Source organism: Blautia difficilis, assembly GCF_014297245.1.
Classification (GTDB): Bacteria; Bacillota; Clostridia; order Lachnospirales; family Lachnospiraceae; genus Blautia_A; species Blautia_A difficilis.
This window is the reverse complement of record NZ_JACOQG010000005.1, coordinates 111,740-132,079: the sequence shown is the minus strand read 5'-3', so window position 1 is coordinate 132,079 and position 20,340 is coordinate 111,740. Positions and strand designations below refer to the sequence as shown.

General features: G+C 44.4%; 13 protein-coding genes. 2 read left to right on the top strand and 11 right to left on the bottom strand.

From position 1 onward, the window contains the following. Positions 1–13: 13 nt before the first annotated feature. Positions 14–2,290 carry a 1,4-alpha-glucan branching enzyme gene (glgB, locus tag H8Z82_RS05175; RefSeq protein ID WP_186994481.1) on the bottom strand — a complete coding sequence of 759 codons (2,277 nt, stop codon included), beginning with the start codon at positions 2,288–2,290 and terminating at the stop codon, positions 14–16. Between the two features lie 293 nt (positions 2,291–2,583). Here glgB and H8Z82_RS05170 point away from each other — a divergent pair, with 293 nt between their 5' ends. Further along, on the top strand, positions 2,584–3,558 hold the full coding sequence (locus H8Z82_RS05170; RefSeq protein WP_186994480.1) for a carbohydrate kinase family protein: 975 nt from the start codon (positions 2,584–2,586) through the stop codon (positions 3,556–3,558). 348 nt (positions 3,559–3,906) lie between these two features. Here H8Z82_RS05170 and H8Z82_RS05165 read toward each other — a convergent pair whose 3' ends face one another. The 7 genes from H8Z82_RS05165 to tgt form a co-directional block, all read right to left on the bottom strand. Next, complete coding sequence (locus H8Z82_RS05165; protein WP_186994479.1) at positions 3,907–5,070, bottom strand: phosphoglycerate dehydrogenase; 1,164 nt, start codon at positions 5,068–5,070, stop codon at positions 3,907–3,909. Further along, positions 5,070–6,152, bottom strand: a complete 1,083-nt coding sequence (gene serC, locus H8Z82_RS05160) for a 3-phosphoserine/phosphohydroxythreonine transaminase (protein WP_186994478.1) — start codon at positions 6,150–6,152, stop codon at positions 5,070–5,072. The genes H8Z82_RS05165 and serC overlap by 1 nt, the downstream gene beginning before the upstream one ends. Continuing rightward, entirely contained in the window at positions 6,136–7,827 is a 1,692-nt protein-coding gene (gene ilvB, locus H8Z82_RS05155) for a biosynthetic-type acetolactate synthase large subunit (protein WP_173683725.1), read from the bottom strand. Before ilvB ends, serC begins: the two co-directional genes overlap by 17 nt. A gap of 50 nt (positions 7,828–7,877) precedes the next feature. Then, positions 7,878–9,551, bottom strand: a complete 1,674-nt coding sequence (gene ilvD, locus H8Z82_RS05150; RefSeq protein ID WP_186994477.1) for a dihydroxy-acid dehydratase — start codon at positions 9,549–9,551, stop codon at positions 7,878–7,880. Between the two features lie 108 nt (positions 9,552–9,659). Further along, a complete protein-coding gene (gene leuB, locus H8Z82_RS05145) occupies positions 9,660–10,742 on the bottom strand; it encodes a 3-isopropylmalate dehydrogenase (protein WP_186994476.1) in 1,083 nt (360 codons plus the stop codon). A 188-nt stretch (positions 10,743–10,930) separates the two neighbouring features. Beyond that, a complete protein-coding gene (gene yajC / locus H8Z82_RS05140; RefSeq protein WP_062807765.1) occupies positions 10,931–11,230 on the bottom strand; it encodes a preprotein translocase subunit YajC in 300 nt (99 codons plus the stop codon). A 249-nt stretch (positions 11,231–11,479) separates the two neighbouring features. Next, positions 11,480–12,631: a tRNA guanosine(34) transglycosylase Tgt gene (tgt, locus tag H8Z82_RS05135; RefSeq protein WP_008703492.1), complete on the bottom strand. Its 1,152-nt coding sequence runs from the start codon at positions 12,629–12,631 to the stop codon at positions 11,480–11,482. A 227-nt stretch (positions 12,632–12,858) separates the two neighbouring features. Here tgt and H8Z82_RS05130 point away from each other — a divergent pair, with 227 nt between their 5' ends. Further along, the gene (locus H8Z82_RS05130) at positions 12,859–17,100 is read left to right on the top strand and encodes a 2-hydroxyacyl-CoA dehydratase (protein WP_186994475.1); all 4,242 of its coding nucleotides are present in this window, start codon (positions 12,859–12,861) and stop codon (positions 17,098–17,100) included. 99 nt (positions 17,101–17,199) lie between these two features. Here the strand turns inward: H8Z82_RS05130 and H8Z82_RS05125 are convergent, their stop codons facing one another. The 3 genes from H8Z82_RS05125 to hisF are packed head-to-tail and all read right to left on the bottom strand — an operon-like array spanning position 17,200 to position 20,339. Then, complete coding sequence (locus H8Z82_RS05125) at positions 17,200–18,828, bottom strand: putative polysaccharide biosynthesis protein (RefSeq protein ID WP_173743784.1); 1,629 nt, start codon at positions 18,826–18,828, stop codon at positions 17,200–17,202. Between the two features lie 45 nt (positions 18,829–18,873). Continuing rightward, on the bottom strand, positions 18,874–19,548 hold the full coding sequence (gene ung / locus H8Z82_RS05120; protein ID WP_186994474.1) for a uracil-DNA glycosylase: 675 nt from the start codon (positions 19,546–19,548) through the stop codon (positions 18,874–18,876). Between the two features lie 32 nt (positions 19,549–19,580). Continuing rightward, positions 19,581–20,339 carry an imidazole glycerol phosphate synthase subunit HisF gene (hisF, locus tag H8Z82_RS05115; protein ID WP_186994473.1) on the bottom strand — a complete coding sequence of 253 codons (759 nt, stop codon included), beginning with the start codon at positions 20,337–20,339 and terminating at the stop codon, positions 19,581–19,583. Position 20,340: the final 1 nt, after the last annotated feature.

Below are 20,340 nucleotides of genomic sequence, written 5' to 3'. Positions count from 1 at the left end.
TTAGTTTATAATATTATTTATTTTCTGTCAAGTCCTTTTTAGCTGGTGTTTTGGGTGTGGTCTTTGTCACTTTTTTTGTCGCCGGTTTTACTACCGTCTTTACAGCAGTTTTTGTTTTCGCTGTAGCCTTACGTACAGTTCTCGCCTTGGTAATCGACTTCTTGATCTGACTTTCTGCTGCTTTCTCCTCTTTCGGCTCTTCTTCCGGTGTGCAGGTAAAGATTACCACCCCAAGTGCAGGAAGTTTCACTGTAATAGAATATTCCCTCTCATCGCACTCTGCCTTCTTCGCAGCCTTGACTCTTGCATTGACAACGCCCTCACCGCCGTATTTCTTATCATCACTGTTAAAGATTTCCTTATATTTGCCGGCAAAAGGTACTCCAACCTGATAATTCTCGTAGGGGATTGCCGCGAAATTGCAGATAGCCAGAATGGTCTCCTCCGGTTTCTCTGTCTTTCTTAGGAATGCCACTACATTCTCTTCATATTTCATTAACTGAATCCATTCAAATCCATCATACTCGTCATCCATCTGATAAAGAGCCGGATGTGACAGATACATATTATTGAGGTCTTTGACAAAAACTTCCAGTTCTTTTGGCATATCTTTATCCGGTGCCATCATCTTGCATCCCGGATGCAGCATCATATAAGCGTATGCTTCTCTGATCTGCGCACTCTTCTGTGCTTCTGTTCCCGGCAGTTTCTCTGCAAAATCCTTCAAAGTGCCAACATCCCTGGTGCCAAGAGTCAGAATATAATGTTCACAGTATGCATAGAGCATGGACATGGTCAGCTGATCATGGTAATTCTTTCTCTCAATAGGATCCTTGCTCAGATATTCAAGCAGATCTTTTGTCCATCCGCCACTCCATTTATAGTCAAATCCCAGATGGTCATTTTCCACACTGTCTGTCAGCTCCGGCCAGAGTCCGTCCTCCTGGGCAATCAGAAGGATACCGGGATTTCTCTGTTTGATCACAGAATTCAGATGTTTCAGAAATTCCAATGCATCCAGGTTCTCATTTGTGCCATATATATTTGGTGTCCACTCTCCAGGATTTCTGCCATAATCCAGATACAGCATAGCATCTACATCATCCATGCGCAGACCATCCACATGATAAACCTCTGTCCAGAAACATGCATTGGCAATCAGAAAATCCTTCACCATAGGACTGGCATAATTGTAGAGCAGTGTTCCCCAGAATGGATGAACCGCTTCTGCAGGATTCTGTTTTTCATAAAGAGGTGTTCCATCAAATCTCTCCAGCCCGGAAGCATACCGTGGAAACTGTGCAGGTGTCCAGTCCAGGATCACACCGATTCCTGCCTGATGTAATTCATCCACCAGCTTCTGGAAATCCTTGGGCGTCCCAAATCTGGAAGTCGGTGCATAATAACCATAAGTAGAATATCCCCCTGTAATGTCATCCAGATATTCCATCACCGGATGCAGTTCTACGTGAGTATAATCCTCCTCTGCCAGAAACTCCACCAGTTCCTCTCCCATCTTCCATTCCTCCAGAGATGTTTCATATATAGAAACCGGCTGTTTCCTGTCATCAAATCTGTGACGCTCTTTCATCCAGTCTCCGTCATTCCACTGAAAAGCACTTACATCTGCTACCACAGATGCGCCCTCAGAATCATGCTCTGCGCTGTTCCCATAAGGATCGGCCTTTAACAGAACTTCGCCACCTTTAACTTTAATTTCATATTTATAATGTGTTCCGGCTTCTACTCCGGGTACAAACAGTTCAAAGATACCGGACATTGGCATACGGTGCATGATGGTTGCACGGCCAATCCATTCATTGAAATCCCCAACAATATTCACGCTAATGGCATTGGGAGCCCAGACAGCAAACAAAGTGCCCTTTACACCGTTAATTTCCATGGGATGTGCTCCAAGTTTTTTATATGCCTCATAATAAACGCCTGCACAGAACTGCTTTTCTTCTTCCTCTGTGATCTGGCATGGAAAAGCATAAGGATCATAGCTTTCTGTCTCGATTTCACTTCTTTTTATAGAAAATTTATATTCCGGTACCTTATGCACCGGAAGCAATACTGCAAAATATCCCGCCTCGTCCTCTTTCTCGCAGACATAGGTTTTCTTTCCGCTGATCACACTTACTTCCTCTGCATCAGGAAAAAATCCCTGAATAAGGACACCATCCTGTGTGATCCTTGGTCCCATCACATCTCTGGGAGCAGTCTCTTCTCCATACACAATAGCTTCAATTCTCGGCCAGTTCATATAACCGTATAATTTTTCATCCATAGCTGTGTTACCTCCCCGATTGTCAGAAATACGATGATCGGTTACTCTTACTGGCAGCGTATTTATGGTACATTAAACGTCACCTGTAAACAATAACAAATCAAGTTATGTTTATTTTAGCATCTTTGCACAAAAAAATAAAGAAAATTGTTTGACAAATCCCCTTTACTGCGCTAAATTTATGTTATGATGTTAGGGGTAAAAGGCATTTTACCCCTAACTTGATATCTACTATGGAAAGAATCTTGTTCCGGATACTATGCTTCTTTCCATCACAACAAGGAGGATACAAAATGGGAAACAAAGCCTTTGACGTAACCGCATTAGGCGAATTATTGATTGACTTTACTGAAAACGGCAGCAGCGCACAGGGAAATCCGATGCTGGAAGCCAATCCGGGCGGTGCTCCATGCAATGTGCTTGCAATGCTTGAGAAACTTGGTAAAAAAACTGCATTCATCGGTAAAGTCGGAAACGATATGTTCGGAAGTCAGCTTAAGAATGCCGTAGAGGAAGTAGGGATCGACACCCGCAATCTTGTAATTGATAACGAAGTACACACAACACTTGCCTTTGTACATACTTATCCTGACGGAGACAGAGATTTCTCCTTCTACCGTAACCCGGGTGCAGATATGATGCTCACCAAGGATGAAATCCAGGAAGACCTGATCAGAGATTCCAGAATCTTCCACTTCGGAACTCTTTCTTCCACTCACGAGGGAGTACGCGAGGCAACCCGCTATGCCATCGACGTTGCAAAGGAAGCCGGATGTATCGTCAGCTTCGACCCGAACCTTCGTCCACCATTATGGAAATCTCTGGATGACGCAAAGGCAGAGATTGAATACGGCCTTGGCAAATGCGATATTCTGAAAATCTCAGATAACGAAGTTGAATTCCTGTTCGGAACTACAGACTACGACAAAGGCGCCGCACTTCTGAAAGAGAAATACAACATTCCGCTTATCCTTATCACACTTGGAAAAGACGGAAGCCGCGCTTACTACAAAGACATGAAAGTAGAAGCCGCTCCTTTCCTTCAGGAAAAGACTATCGAGACAACAGGTGCAGGCGATACCTTCTGCGCAAGTTCCTTAAACTATGTTCTGGAACATGGTCTGGACAATCTGACAGAAGAGAACTTAAAAGAACTGCTCACATTCGCAAATGCGGCAGCTTCTCTTATTACTACACGCAAGGGTGCTCTTCGCGTTATGTCCACCAAAGAAGAAGTTCTTGACTTTATAAAATCACGAGGATGTTAATTTAACATCATAATTTTTCAAGGAAGCCCTCTGGCACCGCCAGACTGGGCTTCCTTTTTTATCATAAAAATCAAAAAATATCTCCTGGCGATTGAAAATCTCAATCAGACAGGAGATATTGTCAAGCGGATATTCGCAATCCGCTTCGCTACTTGCTCATAACCGAATAACTGCTTCGCAGTTTATCAGAAGGAGCTTGCACTCCTCCTGATACAAGCAAGTCCCCACCCACTGCTTATTGCTTTTCGCAATTGAAGCAGGGGACTTACTTGATTCGGTTAAATATATAAATCTCTATTACAACTCGACAGTCATTATAAAAATACTGAACCGTTAGCTTCTAACTTACTATTTTACAACCCGCACTCTGGAAACACCTTCAATTGCTTTCAGCTCATCCAGTGCTTCTTTAGAAGCTGTGCTTTCCAAATCGATAAGAGTATATGCGTATTCACCTTTACTCTTGTTTGTCATATCTGCAATGTTCAGGCCTTCTGCACCAAGGATCTTGGTGAACTGACTGATCATGTTCGGGATATTTTTGTGGCAGATGGCAATACGTCCTACTGCTACGCAGGTTCCCATATCACAGTTGGGGAAGTTTACAGAGTTTTTGATATTTCCGTTCTCAAGGAAATCTCTTACTTCTTTTACTGCCATTACCGCACAGTTTTCTTCGGATTCCTCTGTGGATGCTCCAAGGTGTGGAGTTACCAGGATTCCCTTATGTCCTGCTACTGTATGGTTTGCAAAGTCTGTCACATATTTCTTCACTTTTCCGCTGTCCAATGCTTCGATCAGAGCATCCTCATCAACCAGAAGATCCCGGGCAAAGTTCAGAAGTACTACGCCATCTTTCATCTTGTCTAATGCTTCTTTGTTGATCATCTCTTTTGTGCTGTCAAGAAGAGGTACATGGATGGTGATGTAATCACACTGGGAATAAATCTCATCCAGGCTCTTAATATGTTTGATGGTGCGGGAAAGATTCCATGCAGCATCAATGGAGATGTATGGGTCATATCCGTATACTTCCATTCCAAGTGCAGAAGCAGCGTTTGCCACCATTGCTCCGATGGCACCAAGACCGATGATACCCAGCTTCTTGCCCATGATCTCGCATCCTGCGAACTGTTTCTTCTGTTTCTCAGCAAGTTTATCGATGTCTTCCTGGTCTTTCTCTTTGGCAACCCATTCAATACCGCCTACGATATCACGGGAAGCAAGGAGCATACCTGCAAGTACAAGCTCCTTCACACCGTTTGCATTGGCGCCCGGTGTATTGAATACTACCACGCCTTTCTCTGCACAGTCCTTTACAGGAATATTGTTGACACCTGCACCTGCACGTGCGATTACTTTTACGCTTTCAGGAAGCTCCATGTCATGCATCTTTGCACTTCTTACAAGGACTGCATCACACTCCTGCAGATCTTCACTTTTCTTATATTCTTCATTAAATAATCCCAGACCTTTTTCTGCAATGGGATTCAGGCAATGATACTGAAACATTATGCATTTTCCTCCTCAAACTTCTTCATGAAAGCAACCAGTGCTTCCACACCTTCTTTTGGCATAGCATTGTAGATACTTGCACGCATACCGCCCACTGTACGGTGTCCTTTTAAGTTTACAAGCCCTGCCTCTTTTGCTTCTTTTACAAATTTGGCATCCATGTCCTTGTCACCTGTTACGAAGGGTACATTCATGAGAGAACGGTCTTCCGGTACAACAGTTCCTTTGAAAAGCTTGCTCTGATCAAGGAAATCATAGAGGATTTTCGCTTTTTCAATATTACGTCTCTGCATTTCTTCCAGGCCGCCCATTTTCTTCAGCCATTTGAAGACTTTACCACATACATAGATGCAGTAGCAGTTTGGAGTATTGTAAAGAGAACCTGCGTCTGCCTGTGTTTTGAATTTCAGCATAGTAGGTGTTCCTTCCAGAACATCATCTGTGATCAGATCTTCACGGATAATGGAGATTACCATACCTGCAGGTCCGATATTCTTCTGTACACCGCCATAGATGATTCCATATTTAGATACATCAACAGGCTCAGATAAGAAGCAGGAGGAAACATCTGCTACCAGAGTTTTTCCTTTTGTGTTCGGGAGTTCTTTGAATTTTGTTCCGTAAATCGTGTTGTTTTCACAAATGTATACATAGTCTGCATCCGGACTGATCGGAAGGTCACTGCAGTCAGGAATATAGGAGAACGTCTTATCCTCAGAAGAAGCGATCTTGTTTGCTTTACCATACTTCTGTGCTTCCTGGTATGCTTTCTTTGCCCACTGTCCTGTTACAATGTAATCAGCAACCTTGTTCTTCATAAGGTTCATAGGAATTGCTGCAAACTGCTGGGAAGCTCCGCCCTGAAGAAATAATACCTTATAGTTATCCGGAATCTTCATCAGATCACGGAGATCCTGCTCTGCTTCGTCAATGATCTTCTGGAAGTCAGCGCTTCTGTGGCTCATTTCCATTACAGACATACCGGAGCCCTGATAGTCCATCATCTCCTCTGCTACTTCTTTCAGTACCTCTTCCGGCAGTACAGCCGGTCCTGCGGAAAAATTATACACTCTGCTCATTGTTTTTCATATCCTCCTCATCAAAAATATCATCAATGCTTGCGCCTGCCGGTACCATGGGGAATACACTGAGATCCTGATCGATCATACAGTCAAGTACGATAGGTCCCGGACATGCCAGAGCCTCTTTTAATGCAGGCTCTACCTCTTCCATCTTTGTGATACGGATTGCTTTTGCTCCCATGGCTTCTGCCAGCTTCACAAAATCTACTGCATCATTTAAAATTGTATGGGAATATCTGTGGTCATAGAACAAGGTCTGCCACTGACGTACCATTCCCAGTACATGATTGTTCAATACGATTTCTATTAAAGGTCTGCCACAGCGGACTGCTGTTGCGATCTCATTCATATTCATACGGAAACAGCCGTCACCTGCAATGTTTACCACTGTCTTATCCGGCCTTCCCATCTTGGCACCGATGGCTGCACCAAGTCCATATCCCATAGTTCCCAGGCCACCGGAAGAAAGGAAAGTTCTTGGCTCTTTGTATTTGAAATACTGAGCTGCCCACATCTGGTTCTGTCCAACCTCTGTTGTGATGATGGCATCTCCTTTTGTCAGTTCGTACAGCTTTTCAATAATGTATGGGCCTGTAAGCTGGGAGTGATCATATCTTAAGGGATATTTTTCCTTCAGTTCACTGATTTTTCCGGTCCATTCAGAATGCTTCATCTGTGGAAGCTTCTCCAGGATCCGTTTCAGTACTTCCTTCTCATCCCCGATAACGCTGGCATCCACAACAATATTTTTGTTGATCTCTGCAGCATCTACATCAATCTGAAGAATCTTTGCCTGTTTTGCAAAGGTCTTTGTATTTCCGGTGACACGGTCACTGAATCTGGCTCCAAGCACGATCAACAGGTCACATTTGGAAACTCCCAGGTTGGAAGCTTTAGTTCCATGCATTCCCAGCATACCTGTATACAGAGGATCTTCTCCTGAAAATCCACCTTTTCCCATAAGGCTGTCACACACCGGCGCATCAATTCTGTGTGCCAGCTCTGTCAATTCCGGGGAAGCATTGGAAATGATGGTGCCACCGCCGGTAAAGATAAATGGTTTCTTTGACTCACTGATCAACTGGACAGCAGTGTCAATATCTTCTGACTTAATTGTATCTACCTTCGGCAGAACAGCCACCGGACGCCGGGAGGTATATTCATATTTTGCACCTGTCACATCCTTTGTCACATCCACCAGCACAGGACCCGGACGGCCACTCTGTGCAATATAGAATGCTCTGCGGACAGTATCTGCCAGAGTCGTAATATCCTTTACAATAAAGCTGTGCTTTGTGATAGGCATTACGATTCCGGTAATATCCACCTCCTGGAAGGAATCCTTTCCAAGAAGGGGTGTTCCTACGTTACATGTGATGGCTACCATTGGTACGGAGTCCATGTATGCAGTTGCGATTCCTGTTACCAGGTTGGTAGCTCCGGGGCCGGAAGTTGCGAGACACACGCCGACTTTGCCGGTTGCTCTTGCGTATCCGTCTGCTGCATGGGAAGCTCCCTGTTCATGGGAGGTCAGCACATGTGTGATCTGGTCTTTATATTCATAGAGGGCGTCATATACATTCAGAATGGCACCGCCCGGATATCCGAATACAGTGTCAACGCCCTGTTCTTTTAAACATTCAACGATAATTTCAGCACCTGTAAGCTGCATTTTGTCTTTCCTCCTTACTTCGAAGGTTTTTTGTATTTTTAATGGCAATTTTATCTGGCTTTTGGTACCTCAAGGATTGCTCCTCTGTTTCCGGAGGTTACCATTGCAGCATATCTTGCAAGATATCCTGTTGTTACCTTTGGCTCACGAGGCTGCCATTTTGCTTTTCTTGCCTGCATTTCTTCACCAGAAACCTTGATCTCCAGTTTCAGTTCCGGAATATTGATACTGATCATATCCCCTTCTTCAACAAGTGCGATCGGTCCGCCGACTGCTGCTTCCGGTGATACATGTCCGATGGATGCTCCTCTGGATGCACCGCTGAAACGTCCGTCTGTGATCAGGGCTACAGAAGATCCCAGTCCCATACCTGCGATGGCAGATGTAGGATTCAGCATTTCTCTCATACCAGGGCCGCCTTTCGGTCCTTCGTAACGGATAACTACTACGTCACCCTCTACGATCTTGCCGCCTTTGATAGCTGCGATTGCGTCTTCTTCACAATCAAAGACTCTTGCAGGTCCTTCATGGACCATCATCTCTTCTACAACTGCAGAACGTTTTACAACACCGCCGTCCGGTGCAAGGTTACCCTTGAGAACTGCAAGTCCGCCTGTCTGGCTGTATGGATTGTCGATGGGTCTGATAACTTCCGGATTTAAGTTTACACAGTCTTTGATGTTCTCGCCTACTGTCTTGCCTGTAACAGTCATACACTCAGTATGAAGGAGTCCTTTCTTATTCAGTTCGTTCATAACTGCGTATACACCGCCTGCTTCGTTCAGGTCTTCCATGTATGTAGGGCCTGCAGGTGCAAGGTGGCAAAGGTTTGGAGTCTTTGCACTGATCTCATTTGCAAAGCTGATATCAAAGTCCATTCCGATCTCATGAGCAATAGCCGGAAGGTGAAGCATACTGTTTGTGGAGCATCCAAGTGCCATATCTACTGTCAGGGCATTGAGGATTGCTTCTTTTGTCATGATGTCTCTTGGACGGATGTTCTTTCTGTACATTTCCATAACCTGCATACCTGCGTGTTTTGCAAGACGGATACGTTCAGAATATACAGCAGGGATGGTTCCGTTTCCTTTCAGACCCATACCAAGAACCTCTGTGAGACAGTTCATGGAGTTTGCTGTATACATACCAGAACAGGATCCGCATGTAGGACATGTTTTCATTTCGCATTCTGTCAGGCCGTCCTCATCAAGCTTGCCTGCTGCGTAAGCACCTACTGCCTCGAACATACTGGAAAGGCTTGTCTTGTGTCCGTTCAGATGTCCGGCAAGCATCGGGCCACCGCTTACAAATACAGTAGGAACATTCAGTCTGGCTGCTGCCATCAGAAGTCCGGGTACGTTCTTGTCACAGTTTGGAATCATTACCAGTGCGTCAAACTGATGTGCCATTGCCATAGCTTCTGTGGAATCTGCGATCAGATCTCTGGTGACCAGAGAATATTTCATTCCAACGTGTCCCATTGCAATACCGTCACAGACTGCGATTGCCGGGAACATAACAGGTGTACCCCCTGCCATTGCCACACCAAGCTTAACTGCCTGTGTGATCTTGTCAAGGTTCATATGACCTGGTACGATTTCATTGTAAGAACTTACGATACCTACCAGAGGTCTTTCCATTTCTTCTTTTGTCATTCCAAGAGCATTAAACAGGGAACGGTGAGGTGCCTGCTGTGTGCCTGTTTTTACTGCATCACTTCTCATTGTTTTATTTCCTCTTTTCTTACTGTTTTATTTATTTTTTAATGATTCAGCCGGCATTCCTGACCCCGTAATCTGCCTGCGCCGGCTGAATCCTCTTAATATCAATTCTTACAGAGCTGCTGCGATCAGGTCGCCCATCTCTTTTGTTCCTACAAGTTTGCATCCCTCTGACATGATATCGCCTGTGCGGTATCCCTCTGTCAGGACTTTCTGTACTGCTGCTTCTACTGCATCTGCTTCTTTATCCATATCAAGGGAGAAACGAAGCATCATTGCTGCAGAAAGAATAGTTGCAATGGGGTTTGCCTTATCCTGTCCTGCAATGTCAGGAGCAGAACCATGGCTTGGCTCATAGAGACCGAATTTTGTTTCATTTAAACTTGCAGATGAAAGCATTCCGATGGAGCCTGTTACCATACTTGCCTCATCTGAAAGGATATCTCCAAACATATTCTCTGTAAGGATAACATCGAACTGTTTCGGATCACGTACAAGCTGCATTGCGCAGTTGTCAACCAACATATGCTCTAAGGTAACATCCGGATAATCTTTGGCAACTTCCTCTACCACTTTTCTCCAGAGTCTGGAAGAATCCAGAACATTTGCCTTGTCTACGCTTGTCACTTTATTTCTTCTCTTACGTGCGATCTCAAATGCTTTGATGGCAATACGACGGATTTCGTTTTCGTTATAGGAAAGTGTATCAATTGCTTTCTTCACGCCATTCTCTTCAACTGTCTGACGTTCTCCAAAATACAGACCGCCTGTGAGCTCACGTACAATGATCATGTCAAATCCGTCTCCGATGATCTCATCGCGGAGAGGGCACGCTTTTCTAAGCTCATTGTAAAGGTAAGCCGGTCTTAAGTTTGCAAAAAGATTTAATGCCTTACGGATTGCAAGAAGTCCTGCTTCCGGGCGTTTGGACGGCTCAAGTTTATACCATGGAGAAGTTTTTGCATCTCCGCCAATAGAGCCCATCAGTACGGCGTCTGATGATTTTGCAGTAGCAATTGCCTCATCAGTAAGGGGTACGCCGTGTACATCGATGGATGCGCCGCCTAACAGAACTTCTGAATAGGAAAAGCTGTGTCCATATTTCTCGCATACCTTGTCCAGTACTTTCTTTGCTTCTCTTACGATTTCCGGTCCGATTCCGTCACCGGGGATCAATGCAATCTTATAATCCATAATAATTTCCTCCAAAATACTCTAATTGCGTAATTGTTATTATAATAACGCACTTTCCGACAGATTTCAACCTATTAAAGTGAAAAAATCCAAAAGTACTGTTTTCCGGACATTTTGCTATAAAAAATAAAAAAAAGCAGAACCACAGCCATCACTGACTATAGGTCCCACTTTTTTTATCTCTTTCATTATTCAGCAGCGCTTCCGGCTTTCTCAACTTCAGCGATTGCCTGTTTTCTCATTGGAATACGGCAGTTTTTGTTGTTACCGAATTCTACGATCACGTCTTCTTCTGTCATGTCAATGATCACGCCATAAAATCCACTGGTAGTAACAATGCTGTCACCAACCTCCATGTCATTTAACATTGCCTGCAATCTTTTCTGCTCTTTTTTCTGAGGGCGAAGCATTAAGAAATACATAATTCCGAACAGTACTACCATCCAGACAATAGCGCCAACCATACCCATTCCGCTTGATGCGTCCATTTTGATTCCTCCTGTAACTTTTCCTGTTATTCTGCATATTTGCAGTCCGTCATATATTCACAGACCGTCCTGACAGCTGTTCATACTGAAGAACTGCTTTGCGATTCACTTATAATCTCCGTTACCTTCTGTATGAAACCTTGTGTTTCATGCATAACAATCCGATTAAAGCGTCACTACACATCATACACAAAAAACCGCTTTACTTCAAGAGTTTTTGGCATATTTAATAATTATTTTATATACAAATTATCTTTTCGAGTTTATTTTTCCCTCTTCAAAGCCTTCCAGCCGCATTTTCTTATATTCTGCGAAGTTTCCTGCATCAAGAGCATCTCGGATCTCTTCCATCATATGATTGTAGAAATACAGATTGTGAAGTACACAGAGACGCATTCCCAGCATTTCCTTTGCTTTCAGCAAATGACGGATATAGGCTCTGCTGTAATGCTGGCATGCAGGACACTGACAGCCTTCTTCGATAGGACGTGTGTCCAGTTCATATTTTGCATTGAACAGATTCATTTTTCCATGATTGGTATATACATGTCCATGACGGCCGTTACGGCTTGGATATACGCAGTCAAAGAAATCAATTCCACGTTCAACACCTTCCAGAATATTGGCCGGTGTTCCCACGCCCATCAGGTAAGTAGGTTTATTCTGAGGAAGATAGGGGACTACCGCATCCAGGATCCTGTACATCTCTTCATGGGTTTCTCCAACTGCCAGACCGCCGACCGCATAGCCATCCAGATCCATTTCAGAGATCGCTTTGGCATGCTCAATACGGATATCTTCATAAACAGCACCCTGGTTGATTCCAAACAGAAGCTGTTCTTTGTTAATGGTATCCGGCAGACTGTTCAGTCTTGCCATCTCTGCCTTGCAGCGGGCAAGCCATCGTGTGGTTCTGTCTACAGACTTCTGCACATAATCCCTGTCAGCCACACTGCTGGGACATTCATCAAATGCCATGGCAATAGTGGAAGCAAGATTGGACTGGATCTGCATACTCTCTTCCGGTCCCATAAAGATCTTATGTCCGTCAATATGGGAATTAAAATAAACTCCCTCTTCTTTGATCTTTCTCAGCTTTGCAAGGGAAAATACCTGGAATCCGCCTGAATCTGTAAGGATCGGTTTGTCCCATACCATAAATTTATGAAGGCCACCTAACTGCTTTACTATTTTATCACCCGGGCGTACATGAAGATGATAAGTATTTGATAATTCTACCTGTGTTCCGATCTGCTGTAAATCCATGGTGGATACAGCGCCTTTAATCGCACCGATCGTTCCCACATTCATAAAAACAGGAGTCTGGATCGTACCATGTACTGTATGAAACTCCGCACGTTTGGCACGCCCCTCTGTTTTCAGAAGTTTATATTCTGCCATTTTTCTTCTCCTCTTGATAAAAATCACTTTTTTTATTATATCTTGAAATAGCTGAATTTTCAACTGCAAATCACTCAAACCTTGGTAAACTTTCATCTTGTCTTTTCCAGACCATTAGCGTATAATATTACGGAATATTCCATATCTGGAAATAGATATTTTAATAGGAAAGAATTGCTTTACTATTTTTTCTTTTTATACAGAAAGAGGAGGCTTGAATTTACTTTATGAATTACAAAACACTGGGAATTGATATTGGTTCCACTACTGTAAAGATCGCGATCTTAGATGAGAATGAAAATCTCATTTTCGCGGATTACAAGCGTCATTTCGCCAACATTCAGGAAACCCTTGCAGATCTTCTTCAGGAGGCCTTTGACCAGTATGGTGAGATGACTCTCCATCCTGTGATCACAGGTTCCGGCGGTCTGACCCTTGCCAACCATCTGGGAGTTCCTTTTACCCAGGAGGTTATTGCAGTTTCTACCTCTCTGCAGAAGCTGGCGCCAAAGACAGATGTCGCCATCGAGCTTGGCGGTGAGGATGCCAAGATTATTTATTTTGAAAATGGAAACGTAGAACAGCGTATGAACGGTATCTGTGCAGGCGGTACCGGTTCTTTCATCGACCAGATGGCTTCTCTTCTCCAGACAGATGCCACAGGTCTGAATGAATATGCCAAAGATTACAAGGCACTCTACCCGATTGCTGCACGCTGCGGTGTTTTCGCCAAAACTGATATCCAGCCGCTGATCAATGACGGTGCAACCAAACCGGATCTGTCAGCTTCTATTTTCCAGGCAGTTGTAAACCAGACCATCTCCGGTCTTGCCTGCGGAAAACCCATTCGTGGACATGTTGCATTCCTGGGTGGTCCGCTTCACTTCCTGTCCGAACTGAGAGAATCCTTTATCCGTACTTTGAAGCTGGATGAGGAGCACACTATCATTCCGGAGAACTCCCATCTTTTTGCAGCCATTGGTTCTGCATTAAATGCAAAAGAAGACAACTCCATTTCCCTGACAGAAATGAAAGACAGACTCCGCAATTCCATTAAGCTGGATTTTGAAGTAGAACGTATGGAACCACTTTTCGCTTCTCAGGAAGAATACGATGCATTTGCAAAACGTCAGAGTTCCTACAAAGTAAAAACAGGAGATCTGGCTACATATAAAGGAAACTGCTATCTGGGTATTGATGCAGGTTCCACCACAACAAAAACTGCACTGGTAGGCGAAGACGGAACACTTCTCTATTCTTTTTACAGCAGCAACAACGGAAACCCATTAAAAACTACCATCCGTTCTATTAAAGAGATTTATGAACTGCTTCCCAAAGACGCAAAGATTGCTTATTCCTGTTCTACCGGTTACGGCGAGGCTCTGATTAAGGCTGCTCTGATCCTGGATGAGGGCGAGGTTGAGACCGTATCCCATTACTATGCAGCAGCGTTTTTTGACCCGGAGGTAGACTGTATCCTGGATATCGGCGGACAGGATATGAAATGTATCAAAATCCGCAATAAGACCGTTGACAGCGTACAGTTAAATGAAGCATGTTCCTCCGGATGCGGTTCCTTCATTGAAACCTTTGCCAAATCCCTGAATTATACAGTACAGGATTTCGCAAAAGCTGCTGTTTTTGCACAGCATCCTATTGATCTTGGTACCAGATGTACTGTTTTCATGAATTCCAAGGTAAAGCAGGCACAGAAAGAGGGAGCTGAGGTTTCCGATATTTCCGCAGGTCTTGCTTACTCTGTTATCAAAAATGCACTCTATAAGGTTATCAAAGTTTCTGATGCTTCCGAACTGGGCAGACACATCGTTGTACAGGGTGGTACTTTCTACAATGATGCAGTTCTGAGAAGTTTCGAAAAGATTGCCGGCTGCGAAGCTATCCGTCCGGATATTGCCGGAATCATGGGTGCTTTCGGTGCTGCACTGATTGCCCGCGAACGCCATCAGGAAGGCGCAGAAACTACTATGCTCTCCATTGATAAGATCAACGAGCTGAAATATACAACTTCTATGGCAAACTGTCGTGGATGTACCAATAACTGCCGTCTGACTATCAACAAATTCTCCGGAGGCCGTCAGTATGTAAGCGGTAACCGCTGCGAACGCGGTATTGGCAAGGAAAAGAACAAAGATCATATTCCGAATCTTTATGAATACAAATATAAACGAATTTTCTCCTACACACCGCTTACTGCTGATAAGGCAACGCGAGGCAAAGTAGGTATCCCCCGTGTTCTGAATATGTTTGAGAATTATCCTTTCTGGTATACTTTCTTTACAGAACTGAAGTATGAGGTTGTGCTCTCCCCTACTTCTACCAGAAAGATTTATGAACTGGGTATTGAGTCCATTCCAAGTGAATCCGAATGCTATCCTGCCAAACTTGCCCATGGCCATGTAACCTGGCTGATCCGCAATGGTGTGAAATTTATTTTCTACCCATGTATCCCATATGAACGTAACGAATTTCCGGATGCAGTCAACCATTACAACTGCCCGATCGTTACTTCCTATGCAGAGAATATCAAGAACAATGTAGATGAATTAAATGATCCGTCCATTGATTTCCGCAATCCCTTCCTTGCATTTACTTCTGAGGAAATTCTGGCAGGCCGTCTGGTCGAGGAATTTAAGGATATCCCGGCTGAAGAAGTCAAAGCTGCTGTACATAAGGGCTGGGAGGAAATGGCTGCTGCACGCCGTGATGTGCAGAAAAAGGGAGAAGAAACCCTGAAATACCTGGAAGAAACAGGCCGCCACGGTATTGTCCTTGCAGGCCGCCCATACCACATTGACCCGGAAATTCATCATGGTATCCCTGACCTGATCAACAGCTATGGTATTGCCGTACTTACCGAGGATTCCATCTCTCATCTGGCACCTGTGGAACGCCCGATCCGTGTCAATGACCAGTGGATGTACCACTCCAGACTGTATGCTGCTGCAAACTATGTAAAGACACGTGATGATCTGGATCTGATCCAGCTGAACTCTTTCGGATGTGGTCTGGATGCAGTTACTACAGACGAGGTTTATGAAATCCTTGACGGAAGCGACAAAATCTATACCTGCTTAAAGATTGATGAGGTAAATAACCTTGGTGCTGCAAGAATCCGTATCCGTTCCCTGATCGCAGCCATCCGCGCGAAGAAAGCCCAGGGGCAGAAACGTACTGTCAAACCTGCTTCTATTGATAAAGTATCCTTTACAAAGGAAATGAGAAAGGACTATACCATCCTCTGCCCGCAGATGTCCCCCTTCCATTTCAGCCTCCTGCAGGCTGCATTCAATTCCTGCGGATACAACCTGGAGGTGCTTCCGAATGACAATAAGCATGCAGTGGATGTTGGTCTGAAGTATGTAAACAATGACGCCTGCTATCCGTCTCTGATCGTTGTGGGACAGATTATGGATGCTCTGCTTTCCGGTAAATATGACCTGAACAAAACGGCTGTTGTCATGTCACAGACAGGTGGCGGATGTCGTGCTTCCAACTATATCGCATTTATACGTCGCGCATTAAAGAAAGCCGGTATGGAACAGATTCCGGTTATCTCTGTTAACTTAAGCGGTCTGGAAAGCAATCCCGGATTCAAGCTTACCCTTCCATTAGTGAAGAAAATAGCTTACGGTGCCGTATTCGGAGATATCCTGATGAAATGCGTATATCGTATGCGTCCTTATGAACTGGAAGAGGGAATCGTAAACAGAAAGCACAAAATCTGGGAACAGCGTGTGATCTCTTTCTTAAGCGGAAGCAGTGTCAGCCACAGCCAGTTTAAGAAAATGTGCCGCGAAATGGTTCACGAATTTGATACCATCCCCATCAGCGATGTGAAGAAACCTCGTGTGGGCATCGTAGGTGAGATCCTTGTCAAGTTCCTGCCTGCTGCAAATAATCATCTGGCAGAGCTTCTGGAATCTGAAGGCGCTGAGGCAGTTGTACCGGATCTGATCGATTTCATGTGCTACTGCTTCTATAATCAGAACTTTAAGGTAGAAAATCTTGGATTCAAGAAGTCCAAGGCAACCATGGCAAACTGGGGAATCAAAGCAATCGAATGGGTAAGAAAGCCTGCAAGCGAAGCTCTTGCACAGAGCCGCCATTTTGCACCGCCTGCTGATATCAGAGATCTGGCAAAAATGGCATCTCCCATTGTTTCCACCGGAAACCAGACAGGTGAGGGATGGTTCCTGACAGGTGAGATGATGGAACTGATCCATGGAGATGTTCCAAACATTGTTTGTATCCAGCCTTTCGGATGTCTGCCGAACCATATTGTGGGTAAGGGTGTTATCAAAGAGATCCGCAGAGAATATCCCACAGCCAATATTGTAGCTATCGACTATGATCCGGGTGCAAGTGAAGTTAACCAGCTGAACCGAATCAAACTGATGCTCTCCACAGCCCAGAAAAACCTGAAAAAAACAGAAAAGAAAGACGCATAAAATAAAAGAGTTATATTTCAGAAATTTTAAATGTGTTTCTATTTCAGAAATACATTTAAACCATGAAATATAACTCTTTTGTTTTTATAATTTCAGTGTTTAATTATTCTGCCAGAACGGAAGTTTCTCTGCAATCCTTATCAGATAGCTTCCACCCGGAATTCTTCTAAGCTGTGATTCTGACGGCTTGCTGATGATCAGGTAAGCAAACAGATAAACAACCGCAGCAACAGGAATGGAAACGATCAGACAAATGAAATTGGATTTTACAAAAATGTTCAATCCATAGCAGATACAGCCTGCAACAATTCCCATGGGAACAGATGCAAGAACAGGATACAGATATCCTTCTTTCCATGGATTCTTATACTGCAGATATTTCTTCATGGCTCTGTCATTTAACACACATACAACCACAGAATAGATCACCATTGCGATCAGCAGTGCATAAACTCCAAGGTTTGTAGTAAACAGCAACACTACCACTACCACAATATCCACAACCAGTGCGATTGCTGCCGTAATCACCGGAATCCTCTGCTGTCCGATCGCCTGCAGAACTCCATTGGAAATATTTGACATTCCATTGAGCAGAATTGAAAACGAACCAAGGATCAGCAGGTTAGCTGCCAGTCCTGTGGAATTTCCGTAAAGCAAAAATACAATCGGCTGTGCAAGCACTGCCAATCCCATTGCACATGGGGCGGAAACTACCATAGAAAGCTGTACGGTCTGGTCAATGCACTCTCTGGTCGCTTCAATATCTCCGGTGGCATACAGGGCGGAAACTTCCGGAATCATGGAAGTAGGTGCCGTACTGGACAGCGTCAGAGGAATATTAATAATTGTCATAAAGTAAGTAGCATACTCTGCATATAAAATACCGATCTGTGCCGCATCTCCACCTCTTCTTCCCAGAATATCCGAGAAAAGATACCCATTGATATACGCATTTACATTATAAACAAAGGCGCTGAGAATAATCGGCGAAACAACCAGGATGATTACACGGAAAATCTCTTTGTAGGACTCTTCCTGATGTCTGTGGTCTCTCGCTACCCGGTGCAGGATTTTTCTGCGGTTTACACCATACACCAGAAGCATGAATGCCAATGCAGTCACCACTCCGGCTCCGGTTCCTACTGTGGAACCTGCTGCCCCCCATTTTGCAATGCTGTTCTCTGTTCCATCTGAGAATGCATTGATAAATCCCCAGGCTGCCAGAAGACTGACTGCCGCATTAAATACCTGCTCAATGATCTGGGAGATCGATGTTGGCATCATATTTCTGTATGCCTGAAAATATCCTCTGAATACCCCAAGGATACCAGACAAAAAAATCGTCGGAGCCAGTATCTGAAGTGCCGGAATTGCATCCTTCTGATTCTGAGGGATGATCAGTCCTGCTCCAAAGAGGCAGAATAAACCCACCACTCCGCCAATCACCATGGCATAGATCATAGCACCCTTAAAGAACTTATGTGCATTTCTGTAATCCTTCAGAGCAATACGCTCGGAGATAAGCTTGGATACCGCCTGTGGAATACTAAAGGATGCGATCATCAGAAGGATCATATAGGCATTCTGTGCAAGACTTGTATAGCCCATTCCCAGACTTCCGATAATATTGGAAAGTGGACTCTTGTACAGAAGACCGATCACCTTGGAGATCATAGCTGCAATCATCAGAAAGGATGCATTTTTTACTAAATTGTTTTTCTGATTCATGTTATCACTGTGTGTCTTTTACCTGACTACACATTACCTCTTTTCTTATATATTTTCTATCTGCCAGTCGATGGGTTCCAGACCATTGGCAACAAGAAATTCGTTTGTTTTACCGAAATGTTTACACCCGAAAAATCCTCTGTAAGCAGACAAAGGACTGGGATGAGGTGCCTCCAGGATCAGATGCTTCGGATTATTCAGCATGGATTTCTTCATCTGCGCCGGACGTCCCCAGAGCAGAAATACAATAGGACGGTCCTGCTCATTCAGAACCTGGATCGCAGCATCCGTAAACTGCTCCCAGCCGATTCCCCTGTGTGAATTTGCCTGATGGGCGCGTACAGTCAGAACTGTGTTCAGAAGAAGCACCCCCTGCTTCGCCCACTTCTCCAGATAACCGTTATTGGGGATATAGCATCCACAGTCATCATGAAGCTCCTGATAAATATTCACCAGGGACGGCGGAGTCTCCACTCCTCTCTTTACGGAAAAACAAAGCCCATGAGCCTGTCCGTCATTATGATAGGGATCCTGACCCAGGATTACTACCTTCACTTCATTTAACGGTGTAAAATGAAATGCATTAAACAGATCATCCGCAGGAGGAAAAATCTTCCTGGTCTGATATTCTGTCATCACCGTTTTATATAATTTTGCATAATACGGCTGGTGAAATTCCCCCTTCAGGGCTTCCAGCCAGTCACCTGAAATTGCTGACATACCTTATCCTTCACCTCTTGTATTTTTCGTGGTCATCGTCTGACAGAAATTCCTCTGTCAGCCAGATAATCCTTCACCTGAGAAATCTCCAGTTCTTTATAATGGAATAAAGACGCAGCCAGCGCAGCATCTGCTCCACCCTCGGTCAGTGCATCATAAAAGTGCTCCAGTCTACCTGCTCCACCTGATGCGATCACAGGAATGGAGACAGCATCAGAGATTGCTTTGGTAAGAGCCAGATCATATCCTGCTTTTGTACCGTCACAGTCCATACTGGTGAGAAGGATTTCCCCTGCACCCAGAGCTTCCACCTTTTTTGCCCACTCTATTGCATCAATCCCTGTGTCCAGTCTTCCGCCATGTTTGTAAATATTCCATCCGCCATCCTCTCTTTTCTTGGCATCAATGGCAACCACTACGCACTGGCTTCCAAACTTGTCAGCCGCCTCACTGATCAGTTCCGGTCTGTCAATTGCCGCAGAGTTTACAGAAATCTTATCTGCTCCTTCTCTCAGCAGTTTCTTGAAATCATCTACAGTACGGATACCGCCGCCTACTGTAAACGGGATAAATACATTGGCAGCAACCCGTCTTACCATGTCAACTACCGTATCTCTCTGTTCGCAGGATGCTGTAATATCAAGAAACACCAGTTCATCTGCTCCTGCTGCATCATAGGCTTTGGCAATCTCCACCGGATCACCCGCATCGCGAAGCTGCACAAAATTTACGCCCTTTACCACACGTCCCTTATTTACATCCAGGCAGGGAATAATTCTCTTTGTAAACATC

Excerpts from the sequence above, each read along its gene's own strand:
- H8Z82_RS05130 (WP_186994475.1), top strand. The coding sequence starts at position 12,859 with ATGAATTACAAAACACTGGGAATTGATATTGGTTCCACTACTGTAAAG.
- yajC (WP_062807765.1), bottom strand. The coding sequence starts at position 11,230 with ATGGACGCATCAAGCGGAATGGGTATGGTTGGCGCTATTGTCTGGATG.
- H8Z82_RS05125 (WP_173743784.1), bottom strand. The coding sequence starts at position 18,828 with ATGAATCAGAAAAACAATTTAGTAAAAAATGCATCCTTTCTGATGATT.
- H8Z82_RS05170 (WP_186994480.1), top strand. The coding sequence starts at position 2,584 with ATGGGAAACAAAGCCTTTGACGTAACCGCATTAGGCGAATTATTGATT.
- hisF (WP_186994473.1), bottom strand. The coding sequence starts at position 20,339 with ATGTTTACAAAGAGAATTATTCCCTGCCTGGATGTAAATAAGGGACGT.
- ilvD (WP_186994477.1), bottom strand. The coding sequence starts at position 9,551 with ATGAGAAGTGATGCAGTAAAAACAGGCACACAGCAGGCACCTCACCGT.
- leuB (WP_186994476.1), bottom strand. The coding sequence starts at position 10,742 with ATGGATTATAAGATTGCATTGATCCCCGGTGACGGAATCGGACCGGAA.
- tgt (WP_008703492.1), bottom strand. The coding sequence starts at position 12,631 with ATGGCAGAATATAAACTTCTGAAAACAGAGGGGCGTGCCAAACGTGCG.
- H8Z82_RS05165 (WP_186994479.1), bottom strand. The coding sequence starts at position 5,070 with ATGTTTCAGTATCATTGCCTGAATCCCATTGCAGAAAAAGGTCTGGGA.
- ilvB (WP_173683725.1), bottom strand. The coding sequence starts at position 7,827 with ATGCAGCTTACAGGTGCTGAAATTATCGTTGAATGTTTAAAAGAACAG.
- serC (WP_186994478.1), bottom strand. The coding sequence starts at position 6,152 with ATGAGCAGAGTGTATAATTTTTCCGCAGGACCGGCTGTACTGCCGGAA.
- glgB (WP_186994481.1), bottom strand. The coding sequence starts at position 2,290 with ATGGATGAAAAATTATACGGTTATATGAACTGGCCGAGAATTGAAGCT.
- ung (WP_186994474.1), bottom strand. The coding sequence starts at position 19,548 with ATGTCAGCAATTTCAGGTGACTGGCTGGAAGCCCTGAAGGGGGAATTT.